12 protein-coding genes and 2 riboswitches are annotated in these 14607 nt (G+C 68.0%); of the genes, 6 read left to right on the top strand and 6 right to left on the bottom strand.

The features are described 5' to 3' along the window. Positions 1–198: 198 nt before the first annotated feature. The 6 genes from EHF44_RS06065 (at position 199) to EHF44_RS06040 (ending at position 7738) form a co-directional block, all read left to right on the top strand. Positions 199–423, top strand: a complete 225-nt coding sequence (locus EHF44_RS06065) for a glycine zipper 2TM domain-containing protein (RefSeq protein WP_124682927.1) — start codon at positions 199–201, stop codon at positions 421–423. Positions 424–507: 84 nt separating this feature from the next. Further along, positions 508–595: riboswitch (glycine riboswitch) on the top strand. 21 nt (positions 596–616) lie between these two features. Beyond that, positions 617–750: riboswitch (glycine riboswitch) on the top strand. A 62-nt stretch (positions 751–812) separates the two neighbouring features. Next, positions 813–1940: a glycine cleavage system aminomethyltransferase GcvT gene (gene gcvT, locus EHF44_RS06060; RefSeq protein ID WP_124682926.1), complete on the top strand. Its 1128-nt coding sequence runs from the start codon at positions 813–815 to the stop codon at positions 1938–1940. Positions 1941–2053: 113 nt separating this feature from the next. Next, entirely contained in the window at positions 2054–2434 is a 381-nt protein-coding gene (gcvH, locus tag EHF44_RS06055) for a glycine cleavage system protein GcvH (RefSeq protein ID WP_124682925.1), read from the top strand. Positions 2435–2509: 75 nt separating this feature from the next. Next, entirely contained in the window at positions 2510–5434 is a 2925-nt protein-coding gene (gene gcvP, locus EHF44_RS06050; RefSeq protein ID WP_124682924.1) for an aminomethyl-transferring glycine dehydrogenase, read from the top strand. Positions 5435–5535: 101 nt separating this feature from the next. Next, on the top strand, positions 5536–6912 hold the full coding sequence (locus tag EHF44_RS06045; protein ID WP_124682923.1) for an L-serine ammonia-lyase: 1377 nt from the start codon (positions 5536–5538) through the stop codon (positions 6910–6912). 79 nt (positions 6913–6991) lie between these two features. Beyond that, a complete protein-coding gene (locus EHF44_RS06040) occupies positions 6992–7738 on the top strand; it encodes an MBL fold metallo-hydrolase (protein ID WP_124682922.1) in 747 nt (248 codons plus the stop codon). 12 nt (positions 7739–7750) lie between these two features. Here the strand turns inward: EHF44_RS06040 and EHF44_RS06035 are convergent, their stop codons facing one another. The 6 genes from EHF44_RS06035 to EHF44_RS06010 all read right to left on the bottom strand — a co-directional run bounded on the left by EHF44_RS06035 (position 7751) and on the right by EHF44_RS06010 (position 14589). Next, positions 7751–8866 (bottom strand): YbdK family carboxylate-amine ligase, encoded by a 1116-nt coding sequence (locus EHF44_RS06035; protein ID WP_124682921.1) that lies wholly within the window; start codon positions 8864–8866, stop codon positions 7751–7753. Then, a complete protein-coding gene (locus EHF44_RS06030; protein ID WP_172966016.1) occupies positions 8866–10089 on the bottom strand; it encodes a cation:proton antiporter in 1224 nt (407 codons plus the stop codon). The genes EHF44_RS06035 and EHF44_RS06030 overlap by 1 nt, the downstream gene beginning before the upstream one ends. Before the next feature lie 185 nt (positions 10090–10274). Next, positions 10275–12242, bottom strand: a complete 1968-nt coding sequence (locus EHF44_RS06025) for a hypothetical protein (RefSeq protein WP_172966015.1) — start codon at positions 12240–12242, stop codon at positions 10275–10277. A gap of 191 nt (positions 12243–12433) precedes the next feature. Then, positions 12434–12808, bottom strand: a complete 375-nt coding sequence (locus EHF44_RS06020) for a hypothetical protein (protein ID WP_124682918.1) — start codon at positions 12806–12808, stop codon at positions 12434–12436. Between the two features lie 2 nt (positions 12809–12810). Next, complete coding sequence (locus tag EHF44_RS06015; RefSeq protein ID WP_124682917.1) at positions 12811–13176, bottom strand: hypothetical protein; 366 nt, start codon at positions 13174–13176, stop codon at positions 12811–12813. A 261-nt stretch (positions 13177–13437) separates the two neighbouring features. Then, the gene (locus EHF44_RS06010; protein WP_124682916.1) at positions 13438–14589 is read right to left on the bottom strand and encodes a branched-chain amino acid ABC transporter substrate-binding protein; all 1152 of its coding nucleotides are present in this window, start codon (positions 14587–14589) and stop codon (positions 13438–13440) included. Positions 14590–14607: the final 18 nt, after the last annotated feature.

The raw sequence follows: 14607 nt of genomic DNA, 5'->3' as shown, positions 1-14607 counted from the left end.
CACGCGGGCCGGTGTCGGGCGGTGTCCGACAAGAGGCGTTTCAGGCTGGTAACAATCGTAAAGCGGGGGCACCCGCGGCATGGAGATTGCCTCTTACCGTGCACGACCGCGCGGGTTTTGCGCCAAGCGCGACCGGCTCGGGAGACCAGACAACGGCCATCGCAACCATGACAATCCATTGAAAAGAAGGAGCCCATCATGAAGACGCTTCGCACCATTTCCAAGGTCGTGCTGATCGGTGCCACGCTGGCAGGTTTCGCCGGCTGCGCGGACATGACCCCGAAACAACGTAATACGGCCATCGGCGCGGGTGCCGGTGCGCTGGGCGGCGCCGTGCTGACCGACGGCAGCGCGCTGGGCACGCTGGGCGGCGCGGCCGTCGGCGGCGTGGTCGGCAACGTCGTGACCAAGGACCGCCGCTGATCTTGCCGGCCTGGGGGACCGGGTGCCCGCGCAAGGGCGCCGCCGGCGCGTTTGACAAAGGCAGACCGGTCCCGTACATTCTCGCGCATCCGGCCGGGAGAGCGCGCAGCGACTGCGCCGCCGAAGGGGAACTACCCAAAAACTCTCAGGCACCATGGACCGACCGGATCGGCATGCAACATGCACACGATGCATGCCGCACTCTGGAGAGCGACATCCGCCGCGGCACAGGCCAGGCGAGCATGTCCACCGAAGGGGCGCACGACGCCGGCGCACGCAAGCGCCAGGCTTCGTAATCTCTCAGGTATCGAGGACAGAGGGGTCATCGCCGTGACACGGGTCACGGCGATGACCCTTTTTTCGTTTTCGAACCGCCCCGAGGGAACTCCATGACGCTTCAGGCCACGCCTCTCAACGCTATCCACCGCGCCCTCGGCGCTCGCATGGTCGACTTCGGCGGCTGGGACATGCCGGTCAACTACGGCTCGCAGATCGAGGAACACCACGCCGTGCGCGCCGACGCCGGCATGTTCGACGTCTCGCACATGTGCGTGGTCGATCTCCACGGCGCCCAGACCCGCGCCTTCCTGCGCGGCCTGCTGGCCAACAACGTCGACAAGCTCCAGACCCCGGGCAAGGCGCTTTACTCGTGCATGCTCGACGAAAAAGGCGGCGTGATCGACGACCTGATCGTCTACTTCTTTGCCGAGGACCATTTCCGCCTGGTGGTGAACGCCAGCACGGCGCTGGGTGACATCGAATGGATCCAGCAGCGCAACGCGGCCACCGGCAGCGACGTGACGATCACGCCGCGCCGGGGCGACGTGGCGCCGGACGGCGCCGGCAAGCTGGCCATCGTGGCCGTCCAGGGCCCGAACGCGCGCGCCAAGGTCTACCAGGCATTCCCGTCCACGCAGCCGGCCGACGCGCTCAAGCCGTTCAACGCGCTGGTGGTGCAGGACCCCGACATGGGCGAGCTGATGGTGGCCCGCACGGGCTACACCGGCGAGGACGGCTTCGAGCTGGTGGTGCCGGCCCAGAACGTCGCCGGCATCTGGGAAAAGCTGTCCGCCGCCGGCGTGCGCCCGGCCGGCCTGGGCGCGCGCGACACGCTGCGCCTGGAAGCCGGCATGAACCTGTACGGCCAGGACATGGACATCCACACCTCGCCGCTGGACGCCGGGCTGGCCTGGACGGTCGACCTGCAGAGCGAGCGCGACTTCGTCGGCAAGTCGGCCCTGGTGGCCGGGGGCCATAAGCAGACCTTCGCGGGCCTGATCCTGCGCGACAAGGGCGGCGTGCTGCGCGCGCACCAGAAGGTCGTCACGCCCGCCGGCGACGGCGAGATCACCAGCGGCACCTTCAGCCCGAGCCTGCAGCAGTCCATCGCCTTCGCGCGGCTGCCGAAGGACGTGGCGCCCGGCACCGACGTCCAGGTCGAGATCCGCGACCGCAAACTGACCGCGACTGTGGTTAAACTGCCGTTTGTGCGCAATGGCAAGGCACTCGTGAGCTGAGGCATCGCCCGGCTTCACCCAACGGTCGCCCCTTCCACCCGTCCGCGTCGAGCCCAACCTGCTGCGGGCCGGGTGATTGAAACAAGAAACACACTGCATTGACGGAGAACCTCATGAACTTCCCCGCTGACCTGAAGTACACCGAGTCGCACGAATGGGTGCGCGTCGAGTCCGACGGCACGCTGACGATCGGCATTACCGACCACGCGCAGGACGCGCTGGGCGACATCGTCTTCCTGGAACTGCCCGAGGTGGGCAAGTCGGTTGGTGCTGGCGACGCGCTGGCCGTGGTGGAGTCCGTGAAGGCGGCCTCCGACATCTACGCCCCGGTGGCCGGCGAGGTGGTGGCCGTGAACGACGCCGCCTCGGCCTCGCCGGAATCGGTCAACGCCAACGCGTTTGACGCGTGGCTGTTCAAGATCAAGCCGGCCAACGGCGACGACGTGAACGGCCTGATGGACGCCGACGCCTACAAGGCCAGCGTCGGCGCCTGAGCCCGCCCGTTTGATGCCGCGCGCGGCGCGCCGGGCTGACCACCCGGGCGCCGCCCGCTCCTCGAGATCCTTGCCATGAATGCCCCGCTTCCCATGAACGCAGCCGCCCAAGCCCGGCCCACGCTGGCCGAACTGGAGGCGCGCGACGCCTTCGCCGCCCGCCACATCGGCCCCGATTCCGCCGAACAGCAGCACATGCTCAAGGTACTGGGCTTCGACAGCCGCGCCGCGCTGATCGACGCCGTGGTGCCCGCCGCCATCCGCCGCCGCGACGGCATGCCGCTGGGCGAATTCACCGCCCCGCTGACCGAGGAAGCCGCGCTGGCGCGCCTGCGCGGCCTGGCGGCCAAGAACCGGGTGCTCAAGAGCTTCATCGGCCAGGGTTACTACAACACGCTGACGCCGGGCGTGGTGCTGCGCAACGTCTTCGAGAATCCCGCCTGGTACACGGCCTACACGCCGTACCAGCCCGAGATCTCCCAGGGCCGTCTGGAAGCGATGCTGAACTTCCAGCAGATGGTGACGGACCTGACCGGGCTGGACATCGCCAATGCGTCGATGCTGGACGAGGGCACGGCCGCCGCCGAGGCCATGACGCTGCTGCAGCGCGTGAACAAGCATGCGTCGAACACGTTCTACGTGGCCGACGACGTGCTGCCGCAGACGCTGGAAGTGGTGCGCACGCGCGCGCTGCCGATGGGCATCGAGGTCAAGGTCGGCCCCGCCGCCGACGCCGCGCACGCCCACGCCTTCGGCGTGCTGCTGCAGTACCCCGGCGTCAACGGCGACGTGTCGGACTACCGCGCGATTGCCGACGCCGTGCACGCCGCCGGCGGCCTGGTGGTGGCCGCGGCCGACCTGCTGGCGCTGACGCTGATCGCCGCGCCGGGCGAATGGGGCGCCGACGTGGCCGTCGGCAACTCGCAGCGCTTTGGCGTGCCGCTCGGCTTTGGCGGCCCGCACGCCGGCTACATGGCCGTGCGCGACGACTTCAAGCGCTCGATGCCGGGCCGGCTCGTGGGCGTGACCATCGACGCGCAGGGCAACCGGGCGTACCGCCTGGCGCTGCAGACGCGCGAGCAGCACATCCGCCGCGAGAAGGCCACGTCGAACATCTGTACCGCCCAGGCGCTCCTGGCCGTGATGGCGTCGATGTACGCGGTCTACCACGGCCCGCAGGGTCTGAAGCGGATTGCCCAGCGCGTGCACCGCCTGACCGCCACGCTGGCCGCCGGCCTGCAGGCGCTGGGCCTGCCGCCGGTCAACGCCACGTTCTTCGACACCCTCACGCTCGAAACCGGCTTCAACACCGACGCCTTCCACGCCACGGCCACGCAGCGCGGCATCAACCTGCGCCATGCCGGCGCCACGCGCATCGGCATCTCGCTGGACGAAACCGCGTCGCGCGAGGACGTGGTCACGCTGTGGGAAATCTTCGCGCACGGCAAGCCGGTGCCCGACTTCGACCAGATCGAGACGCAGGTGGGCGACGGCTTTCCGGCCGCGCTGGCCCGCCAGAGCGACTACCTGACGCACCCGGTGTTCAACACGCACCACGCCGAGCACGAAATGCTGCGCTACCTGCGCTCGCTGGCCGACAAGGACCTGGCGCTGGACCGCACGATGATCCCGCTGGGCTCCTGCACGATGAAGCTGAACGCCACCAGCGAGATGATCCCGGTGACGTGGCCCGAGTTCAGCAACATCCACCCGTTCGCGCCGCTGGACCAGACCGTGGGCTACCGCGAGATGATCGACCAGCTCGAAGCCATGCTGTGCGCGGCCACTGGCTACGCGGCGGTCAGCCTGCAGCCGAACGCCGGGTCGCAGGGCGAGTACGCCGGCCTGCTGATCATCCAGGCCTACCACGCCAGCCGGGGCGAGAGCCATCGGAACATCTGCCTGATCCCGTCGTCGGCGCACGGCACGAACCCCGCGTCGGCGCAGATGGCCGGCATGCGGGTCGTGGTGGTGGCCTGCGACGAGAACGGCAACGTCGACCTGGACGACCTGGCGAAGAAGGCCGAGGCGCACAGCCAGAACCTGGCGGCGATCATGATCACGTACCCGTCCACGCACGGCGTGTTCGAGCCGGGCGTGCAGCAGATCTGCGACATCGTGCACAGGCACGGCGGCCAGGTCTACGTGGACGGCGCCAACATGAACGCGATGGTCGGCGTGGCCGCGCCGGGCCAGTTCGGCGGCGACGTGTCGCACCTGAACCTGCACAAGACCTTCTGCATCCCGCACGGCGGCGGCGGCCCGGGCGTGGGCCCGGTGGCGGTGGGCCCGCACCTGGCGGACTTCCTGCCCAACCAGGACAGCGTGGGCTATCGCCGCGACGACAACGGCATCGGCGGCATCTCGGCCGCGCCGTTCGGCTCGGCCAGCATCCTGCCGATCTCGTGGATGTACATCGCGATGATGGGCTCGGCCGGCCTGACCGCGGCCACCGAGAACGCGATCCTGACGGCCAACTACGTCGCCCGGCGCCTGTCGCCGCACTACCCGGTGCTGTACGCGGGCCAGGGCGGGCTGGTGGCGCACGAGTGCATCCTGGACCTGCGGCCGCTGCAGAAGAGCACTGGCATCACCAACGAGGACGTGGCCAAGCGGCTGATGGACTACGGCTTCCACGCGCCGACCATGAGCTTCCCGGTGCCGGGCACGCTGATGATCGAGCCGACCGAGAGCGAGGCGCTGGCCGAGCTGGACCGCTTCATCGACGCGATGATCGCCATCCGTGGCGAGATCGCCCGCGTGGAGGACGGCAGCTTCGACCGCGAGGACAACCCGCTGCGGCACGCGCCGCACACGGCCGCCGTGGTGGTGGGCAACGAGTGGACCCACAAGTACACCCGCGAGGAAGCGGCGTACCCGGTGGCGTCGCTGCGCACGCAGAAGTACTGGCCGCCGGTTGGCCGTGCCGACAACGTCTACGGCGACCGCAACCTGTTCTGCTCGTGCGTGCCGATGAGCGAGTACGCTGAAGGGGAATAAGCCCTTCGGCGAGCACCCGTTCCCTGCGTCACGCATCCGCCCCGCCGGGCGGTTCGGGCGGCGTGCCATGGGGCACGCCGTCTTTGCATCTGGAGTCAGCCGTGGCAGTCAGCGTTTTCGATCTGTTCAAGGTGGGTATCGGCCCGTCGAGCTCACATACCGTCGGCCCGATGCGTGCCGCCCTGATGTTCGCGCACGGCCTGGAGCGGGACGGCCTGCTGCCGAAGGTGGCCAGCGTGCGCGTGGAACTGTATGGGTCCCTGGGCGCCACGGGCAAGGGACACGGCACCGACAAGGGCGTGATCCTGGGGCTGATGGGCGAGGCGCCGGACACCGTCGATCCCGACACCATCGACGCCCGGCTGGCCGCGCTGCGCGCGAGCCGGACGCTGTCGCTGCTGGGCCGGCACGCGGTGCCGTTCGTCGAGCGCGAGCACGTGGCGTTCTACCGCCGCGAGGCGATGGCCGAGCATCCCAACGGCATGAAGTTCCACGCCTATGACGCGGACGGCACGCCGCTGCGCGAGGCGCGCTACCTGTCGGTCGGCGGCGGCTTCGTGGTCACGGCCGGCGCCCCGAACACGCAGGTGCTGGCGGCCGAGAAGCAGTTGCCGCACCCGTTCCGCAGCGGCCGGGCGATGCTGGACATGGCGCACGGCAGCGGCAAGTCGATCGCGCGGCTCATGCTGGAGAACGAGCTGACGTGGCGCACCGAGAGCGAGGTGGTCGACGGCCTGCTGCACATCTGGGACGTCATGCAGCAATGCGTGGCGCGCGGCTGCCGCACCGAGGGTGAGCTGCCCGGGCCGTTCAAGGTCAAGCGGCGCGCGCCGGAGCTGTACCGCAACCTGACCCAGCGCGCCGAGCGGACGCTGTCAGACCCGCTGTCGGTCATGGACTGGGTCAACCTCTACGCGATGGCCGTCAACGAGGAAAACGCCGCCGGCGGGCGCGTGGTGACGGCGCCGACCAACGGCGCGGCGGGCATCATCCCGGCCGTGCTGCACTATTACGACCGCTTTGTGCCGGGCGCGAACCGCGCGGGGGTGGTGGACTTCCTGCTGACGGCCGGCGCCATCGGCCTGCTCTACAAGCTCAATGCGTCGATCTCGGGCGCCGAGGTGGGCTGCCAGGGCGAGGTGGGCGTGGCGTGCTCGATGGCGGCCGGCGCGCTGGCCGCCGTGCTGGGCGGCACGCCCGGGCAGGTCGAGAACGCCGCCGAGATCGGCATGGAGCACAACCTGGGCCTGACCTGCGACCCGGTGGGCGGGCTGGTGCAGATTCCGTGCATCGAGCGCAACGCCATGGCATCGGTCAAGGCGGTCAACGCGGCCCGCATGGCGCTGCGTGGCGACGGCACGCACTACGTGTCGCTGGACTCGGTCATCAAGACGATGCGCGAGACCGGTGCCGACATGAAGACCAAGTACAAGGAGACGGCGCGCGGCGGACTGGCCGTCAATATCGTCGAGTGCTGACGCGCCGAGCGCGGCTTGCCGGCCCGCGCCGGCGACGTATGATGGAAGCACTTTTCCGGTTTGCCAGAAAAACACCGCCATGCAGACCTTTCACCAGCTGTTCGACGATGTCTCGTCCACGTTCACCTACCTGCTGATCGACGCCGCCACGCGCGACGCGCTGCTGATCGACCCGGTGGACCGGCAGTCCGCGCGCGACCTGGCGGTGCTGGAGCAGGCGGGCGCCCGGCTGGTCTGGATCGTGGAAACGCACGCCCACGCCGACCACATCACCTCGGCCGGCCATCTGGCCCGGTTGACCGGCGCCGGCACGGCCGCCCCGGCCGGCTGCGACATCAAGCCCGCGCTGAAGCAGTTGATCGACGGCGACACGCTGGCCTTCGGCACCCAGGTGCTGCGCGCGATCCACACGCCCGGCCACACGGCGGGCAGCATGAGCTATCTGTGGGAAGAAACCACGGCGGAAGGCACCACGCGCCGCATCTTTACCGGCGACGCGCTGCTGATCGACGGCTGCGGCCGTACCGACTTCCAGTCCGGCGATGCCGGCACGCTGTTCGACAGCCTGACGCAGAAGCTTTTCCGGCTGCCGGACGACACGCGCGTCTATCCGGCCCACGACTACAAGGGCCAGACCGAATCGACCATCGGGCGCGAACGCGCCACCAACAGCCGCGTTGCCGGGCGCACCCGCGACGAGTTCATCACGATGATGCGCGGCCTGAACCTGCCGCGTCCGAAGCTGATCGACGTCGCCGTGCCGGCGAACCAGCAGCTTGGGCTGGTGACCGGCCGGGACGGGGAAAGTGTGCCGCACGGGGCCTGACACACCGCGCGGCTACGACTCCCACTGCTCGCAGGTCCGCCGCACCGTGTCGCGCAGGCTGTGCGCCTCGTCGTTGACGGTGCGCACCATGCGCGCGTCGTTGTCGCGCGCCGCCGCCTGGGCGCGGATGTTCGCCAGCGCCTGGAGCGACCCCAGCGCCTCGGCGTGCGGCTCCAGCGCGTCGCAGATCGACAGGATATGGTCAGCAATCGGCATCCGCGTCAGCTCGTTGGGATGCACGTACTCGCCCTCCAGCCCGAAGCGGCACGCCTGGAAGCGGTTGAACGTGTACACGAGGTAGTCGTCTTCCTGGGGCATGAAAGGCCGCGACAGCAACAGGTAGCGGGCCAGCGCCTGGATATAGGCGGCGATGTCGCAGGCGCGCTGCACCGTCAGCGGCGTGTCCATCACGCGCACCTCGATCGTGCCGAACTCCGGCTTGGGACGGATATCCCAGTAGAAGTCCTTCATGCTCTCGATCACGCCCGTGGCGTGCATCTTGTCGAAGTACGCCCGGAAGCCCTCCCACGTCAGTACATGCGGCGCCCGGCCGCTCATCGGGAACGCGGCCACCGAATTGAGCCGCGCCGAGGCAAACCCGGTGTCCACGCCCTGCACGTACGGCGACGACGCGGCCAGCGCGATGAAGTGCGGCACGTAGCGGCCAATGGCGTGCAGCAGGAACAGCGACTCGTCGGCGCTGGGGCAGCCGATATGCACGTGCTGGCCGAACACCGTGAACTGCTTGGCCAGGTAGCCGTAGAGCTCCGAAATGTACTGGTAGCGCGGCGAGTCGGAGATCGTCCGCTCGGACCACACCTGGAACGGGTGGGTGCCGCCCCCGCAGATGCCCAGGTTCAGGCCGCGCGATGCATTGACCATCAGGTCGCGCATCACGGTCAGCTCCTCCAGCGCCTGCGCGTAGTCGCGGCAGATGCCGGTGCTGATCTCGATCATCGACGGGCTGATTTCCGGCTTGATATCGCCGGCGTGCTGGGCGCCCTTCAGCGCGCGGATCAAGTCGGGCGCGAACGGCGCCAGGTCGTAGTCATGACGATTGACGAGCTGCAGTTCCAGCTCGACGCCGAAGGTCAGTGCCTCGGAATGCTTGAACGGTTCGAGCGACATCAGCGCCCTCCTCCATTGACCCGTGCCTCGCCCGCGTACCGCAGCGCCCACGCGGCGATGATGGGCCCGAGCAGTTGCTCGATCGCCAGCGCGCACAGGATGATCGATGCCAGCGGCGCGCCCGTGCCCGGATACAGGCGGGCGACGTCGCTCATCAGAAGATAAGCCAGCCCCGACATTGGCGCCAGCGCCAGGCCCAGCGCCATGCACTGGCGCAGGCTAAGGCCCGAGAACGAACCCAGCGACACCACGCCGGCCAGCTTGGCCACGTGGCGGAAGAACACCAGCGCCACGGCCAGCGTGCCGCCGATGACCCAGTCCTTCGCGGTCAGCGGCAGGCCCAGCGACACCACCATCACGATGATCAGCAGGCTGCCGGCGCTGCCGAAGTGCGTGGGCCAGACATGCGGCTGGCGGTCCTGATGCTTGAACACGATGCCCGCCAGCATCAGCGTCAGCGGCATCGACAGCTTCAGCACACGCGTCAGCGCCAGCGTGAACAGCACCAGCCCCACCAGCACCAGGAAGCTGTAGTGGTCGTCAGCCGACATCCGGGCGTAGATCGCATGGCCCACCTTGCCCACCACCCACGCCAGCAGGCTCGACCCCACCAGCAGGTACAGCGGATGGAGCAGCGCGGCGCCGATGTTGCCGTATTCCGAATGGAGCCAGCCCGTGGCCACCTGGACGATCGCGGCGGCATAGATCGAGTTCAGCGCGGCCATCGCCAGCAGCCGCTCGGTCACCTGGCCATCCGCCCGAAGCTCGTTCTTGAGCTGCAGCACGATGGTCGGCGACGTGCTGACCGCGATACCGCCGGCCAGGATCGCCACGCCAGGCGAGGCGCCCAGCCATTGCAGCACCGTGGACACCAGGCCCCAGGTCAGCAGGCTTTCCGCCGCGCTGGTGATCAGCAGCCACGGGTTGGCCCGCAGCCACGACAGCGACACCCGATGCCCGAGCTCGAACAGCGCCAGGGCCAGCGCCATGTCGATCAGCACACGCGTCTGCGCAATCATGTTGTCGTCGACGATGCTGCGGCCGAGCATGCCGGCAAACAGCCCTACCACCGCGTAGCCGACGATACGCGGGCACCCCAGCCAGCGGCGGCAGACCTCTCCGGCCAGACCCGCGCCAACCAGCGCAAGGCCCACCCAGAACAGTCCGCCCGGCGCCAGCGGCAGGGAGGGGAAAAGTTGGCTCAATCCGTTCATGCGCGACATGGTAACGGAAGGACACGTCGGGAAATGTAAGTGCTTGTCCGACACTTTCTCGAACATGCGCGCAACTTACGCCATCCCCAAACAAAAACCGCCATCGTCTCCGATAGCGGTTTTGTAGGTCTTTCAAAATCAGAATCGTCGCATATGGCGCCGCGTGCGGTGGCTCACATGGCGCGGCGCCCGGTTCACACGCCCCAGAGCTTCCACTTGGGACGGGTGGCCTTCAGCGACGCCTCGACCTTGGCGAACAAGCCACGCGTGCTGCCCTTTTCGGCATCCTGCGCACGGGCCCGCTCGAACCACGCCAGCGCCGATTCGCGCTGACCCATGCCGAGGGCCGCCTGCACGGCCACCAGCCAGGTATGGGCGTCCCAGTCGTCGCGTGCCGCAAACGCCATCTGGAAGTCGGTCAGTGCCTCGGGGTAACGCTCCAGATCGACCAGCAGCCGGGCACGCTGCACCCGCGCCGTGGCCTGGGCGCGGGGATCGGCCTGCGCCAGCGTCACGGCCTGTTCCAGCAGTGGCAGCGCGCGTTCGTGGTCGCCCAGGTCGCGCCAGAGTTGGCCGAAGCGGCCCGATACCCAGGCATCGTCGACCAGCAGCGACCGCCGTTGCAGCGCTTCCAGCTCGGCCACCGCGTCGGCCTTGTCGTGCTCATCCATGGTCGCCATGCCGGCTTGCAGCAGCGCGGCATAGTGGGCGCGGGCATGGGCCATGGCGTGGGCGCCCTCGGTGCGGGCCTCCACGGGCAGCGCGTCGAGCCGCATGTCCATGTGAGAAAGCGCGGCGCTGGCCGATTCGGTGGCATCGCGGCCGCCGATTGCCGCCCAGGCGGCCACCAGCCGGCTGAACGCCCAGCTCACGCGGGCCGGATCGCGCTCGACCGGATACCGGTTCAGCACCTCGCCGGCCAGGTCCACCACCTGCTGGTGCTGGCCAGCCGCGGCGTGGGCGTCGAGCAGGTCGATCCAGTGGTCGATGAACTCGCTGGCGGCCATGCCTTTCTGGTGCAGCGCGACCTTCTCTTCCAGGTGCGTGGCGTCGGCCGGCAGCGTGCGCGCCAGCAAGCGGCACAGCAGCGAGTACAGATGCGGATCGGCGTTGCCGCCGTGGCCGTGGGCGTCGCCCTCGCCGGTCTCGAAATACGACTCGAAACAGGCCAGCCCCTTGCGGCACATGGCCTCCAGCATCGGCTTGAGCGCGGCCTGCGAGGCGGGCACCTCGTCCAGGAAGCTGCCGAGCGCCGTGGCGGCGTGGAAATACAGCGCGCCATCGTCGGCATCGGCCGTGACCGCAAAACCGGTCCAGGCAGGCTGGGCCGGCGCGCTGGCCCCGGCGGCCACGTGCGACTGGTGGCGCCACGTCAGCGCGCGCACCTGCGCGAGCGGATCGGGCCGCTGGCGCAGATAGGTCTCCAGGTCGTCCAGCGCGGCAGCCGGCTCCGAGCCCAGCCGCAGCGGGGCCCGCAGGCGGCGCGCCTCGGGATGGTCGGCCTGCTCGGCAAGCACGCGTTCGGCCTGCGCCGCCGCCAGGGCATCGCCCTGCGCCGGCGTGAGATCGAGCAATTCCGGCGAATCGAGCGCGATGCGGCCAAAGCAGATCCGCAACAGCGGCTCGCCAAGCTGCGCGGCGGCGTCGCTACGGGCCACGTAGTCCTGCACCAGCGGCAGGATGTCGCCCGCACCGAGATCGGGCGCCCGGTACAGCAGGTCGTGCCAGTACCGGCCGGCCAACGCGAAATCGTTGAGCCGGAACGCGACAAAGCCGGCGTAGAAATGCGCGGCCCACTCGCCAGTAGCCAGCCCGTTGCGCCGCGCCGCCTCGTGCAGCCACGGCTGCGCCTCGGCGTCGCGGCCTTCGCGCATCAGCAACGTGCCATACATGTGCGCCAGCGCCCCGCGCGACGCCCAGCGGTGCATCGGCGCCAGCGACAACTCCGGCAGCCGGGCCATCGCCTCGTCCAGCGCAGCCAGCGCACCGGCCACGTCGCCCCGGTCGGACTGGATCTGCGCACGCAGCGCGGCGTAGTCGACAACCTCGGGATGCGCCGCCCAGAGCTGGTCGGCTACCTGCAAGGCATCGTCATGGCGCCCGGCGTTCGCAAGCGCAATGGCTTGGTCGTAACGGACATCCTGCAAGGCCCGCTCCTTCATCAGAATTCAGCAAAAGCGGAATTATGCGCCAACGGCGCGACATGCTCCCGGGAGAACAGCGGAAGAATGGGGGTTGATCGGGGTTGACGGGGGGATTTTGGGGGTGGGTGGAGCTTGAAGACGAAGCCGAAGCAGATATAGAACGCGAGCCATGGCGAGACCTGTCGCAGCCACCGGAAGCGCATCCATGGTCAATAGCAAAGCCGATGGAAATCGCTCATCCCCGCGTCCGTCGGGAGATGCAGCGTGGCTTGAGGTTTGTTGAAGATATGGACCTCGGTGCCAAACCACCACGGCCCACCTTCGGTGTTGAGCGCGCCATCCCATCGATGCACGAGATTGCCGTACTTGTCGTAGATCAGCACCCAACCCTCCCGGTCTTCGTGTCGCCACGTCCACGAGGACACCAGCGATTCCTTGCGCACCATGAAATATTCGTGATTCGGGCTCCAACAATCGTCGTCGTAGGGAACGCCGCGCTGGAACTTGAAGACGACGAAGCCGAAGCAGATATAAAACACGAGCCATGGCAAAACGCGTAGCAGCCACCGAAAAAAGCGCCTCATGGTCAATAGCAGAGCCGTACCAAATCAGTCCGCCCCGCGTCGGTCGGAAGATCGAGCGTGGCTTGGGGCTCATTGAAGAAATGGATAGCAGTGCCCGACCACCACGGCCCGCCCTCGGAACTGAGCCCGCCGTCCCACCGATGTAGCAACTTGCCGTACTTGTCGTAGATCAGGACCCAACCGTCCCTGTCTCCATGCCGCGAAGTCCAGGAGGACACAAGCGACTCCCTCCGCACCATAAAGTACTCATGATTTGGGCTCCAGCACTCGTCGTCGTAGGGAACGCCGCGCTCGAATTTGAAGACGACGAAACCGAAGCAGATATAAAGGAAGGCCCAGGGAAGAAGCCTCCTAAGATAGCGCCACATGACCGTCAGCGGATCCAGCTATCGAATTGCAGAGAGACATCCAGCGGATCACCCTCCACCGCCGCGTAGAACATCGCCATCGTTCCCCCTGTTTGTCGAAGCTGACGCAGCAGGCTATTAGGCGTGGGCGATAGGCCGCAATCGGTGTTCCCTGAAATGCACGGCCAATAAAAAACGCCACCGCGGGCCGATGCCCGGGTGGCGTCAGTTCTGCCTGCGCGCCGGCCGTAGGAAAGCCGTCCGGCGCGCGTTGGGGCGGGATTACTTGCCGCCCACGGTCTCCAGCACGGTCCACTTGCCGCCTTCGACCTTGTAGACGGTGATGCCGCCGTCCTTCAGGTCGCCGCGTGCGTCGTAGGCCAGGGTCTTGGTGGTCACGCCCTGCATGTTCGTGGCGGCCAGCACCGGCAGGTAGCGTGCCGGATCTGCTGAACCAGCCTTGATCATGGCGGTCATCATCGCGGTGGCGCCGTCATAGGCGTACGGCGAGTACGTCTGGACCTTCGAGCCAAAGCGCTTCTCGTACTTCTTCTCGTAGGCGGCGCCGCCGGGCATCTGCTCCAGCGGCAGGCCGGCCAGCGACACCACGGTGCCGTCGGCGGCCGTGCCGGCCAGCTTCAGGAAGTTGTCGGTCTTGGACATTTCGCCCGAGACGATCGGTGCCTTCAGGCCCAGTTCCTTGACCTGCTTGGCCATCGGGGCCGACTGCGTCTCGGCGCCGCCGTAGAAGATCACGTCCGGGTTGCTGCGCTTGATGTTGGTCAGCACGGCCTTGAAGTCGACGGCCTTGTCGTTCGTGAATTCGCGGCGCACGATCTTGCCGCCGGCGGCCTTGGCAGCCTTCTCGAACTCGTCGGCCAGGCCCTGGCCGTAGGCAGTGCGGTCGTCGACGATGGCGATGTTCTTGGCGCCCAGCTTCTTCACCACGAAGGCGCCGATCACCGAACCCTGCTGCGTGTCGGACGTCATCATGCGGAACGTGGTCTTGAAGCCCTGGCGGGTGTATTCCGGGGCCGTCGCCATGGCGATCTGCGGAATGCCGGCGCGGTTGTAGACCATCGACGCCGGGATGCTGGTGCCCGAGTTGAAGTGGCCGAGCATGCCCTGGATGCCGGCGTCGACCAGCTTCTGGGCCACGACGGAACCGGTCTTCGGGTCAGCCTGGTCGTCCTCGGAGACCAGGACGAACTTGACTTCCTTGCCGCCGATCTTCGGCTTGGTGGCGTTCATGTCGTCGATGGCCAGCACGATGCCGTTCTGCATGTCCTTGCCGTACTGGGCCTGGCCGCCGGTCAGCGGGCCGGCGTAGCCCAGCTTGATTTCCTGCGCCTGCGCGAAAGCGGCCGAGGCGGCGGTCAGGCCTGCAACGGCCATGGCGACGGTCATGGCCGTCTTGCGGAATGTCGAGCTCATCAGTTCTCCTTGGGTCCC

Origin of the sequence: Cupriavidus pauculus (assembly GCF_003854935.1) — a bacterium.
Classification (GTDB): Bacteria; Pseudomonadota; Gammaproteobacteria; order Burkholderiales; family Burkholderiaceae; genus Cupriavidus; species Cupriavidus pauculus_C.
Note: the sequence above shows the minus strand (reverse complement) of the source record. Positions and strands in the feature narration are given on the sequence as shown.

Coding starts and splice junctions, on each gene's coding strand:
- EHF44_RS06065 (WP_124682927.1), top strand. CDS start 199: ATGAAGACGCTTCGCACCATTTCCAAGGTCGTGCTGATCGGTGCCACG.
- EHF44_RS06040 (WP_124682922.1), top strand. CDS start 6,992: ATGCAGACCTTTCACCAGCTGTTCGACGATGTCTCGTCCACGTTCACC.
- gcvP (WP_124682924.1), top strand. CDS start 2,510: ATGAATGCCCCGCTTCCCATGAACGCAGCCGCCCAAGCCCGGCCCACG.
- EHF44_RS06025 (WP_172966015.1), bottom strand. CDS start 12,242: ATGAAGGAGCGGGCCTTGCAGGATGTCCGTTACGACCAAGCCATTGCG.
- EHF44_RS06020 (WP_124682918.1), bottom strand. CDS start 12,808: ATGAGGCGCTTTTTTCGGTGGCTGCTACGCGTTTTGCCATGGCTCGTG.
- EHF44_RS06035 (WP_124682921.1), bottom strand. CDS start 8,866: ATGTCGCTCGAACCGTTCAAGCATTCCGAGGCACTGACCTTCGGCGTC.
- EHF44_RS06010 (WP_124682916.1), bottom strand. CDS start 14,589: ATGAGCTCGACATTCCGCAAGACGGCCATGACCGTCGCCATGGCCGTT.
- gcvT (WP_124682926.1), top strand. CDS start 813: ATGACGCTTCAGGCCACGCCTCTCAACGCTATCCACCGCGCCCTCGGC.
- gcvH (WP_124682925.1), top strand. CDS start 2,054: ATGAACTTCCCCGCTGACCTGAAGTACACCGAGTCGCACGAATGGGTG.
- EHF44_RS06015 (WP_124682917.1), bottom strand. CDS start 13,176: ATGTGGCGCTATCTTAGGAGGCTTCTTCCCTGGGCCTTCCTTTATATC.
- EHF44_RS06030 (WP_172966016.1), bottom strand. CDS start 10,089: ATGTCGCGCATGAACGGATTGAGCCAACTTTTCCCCTCCCTGCCGCTG.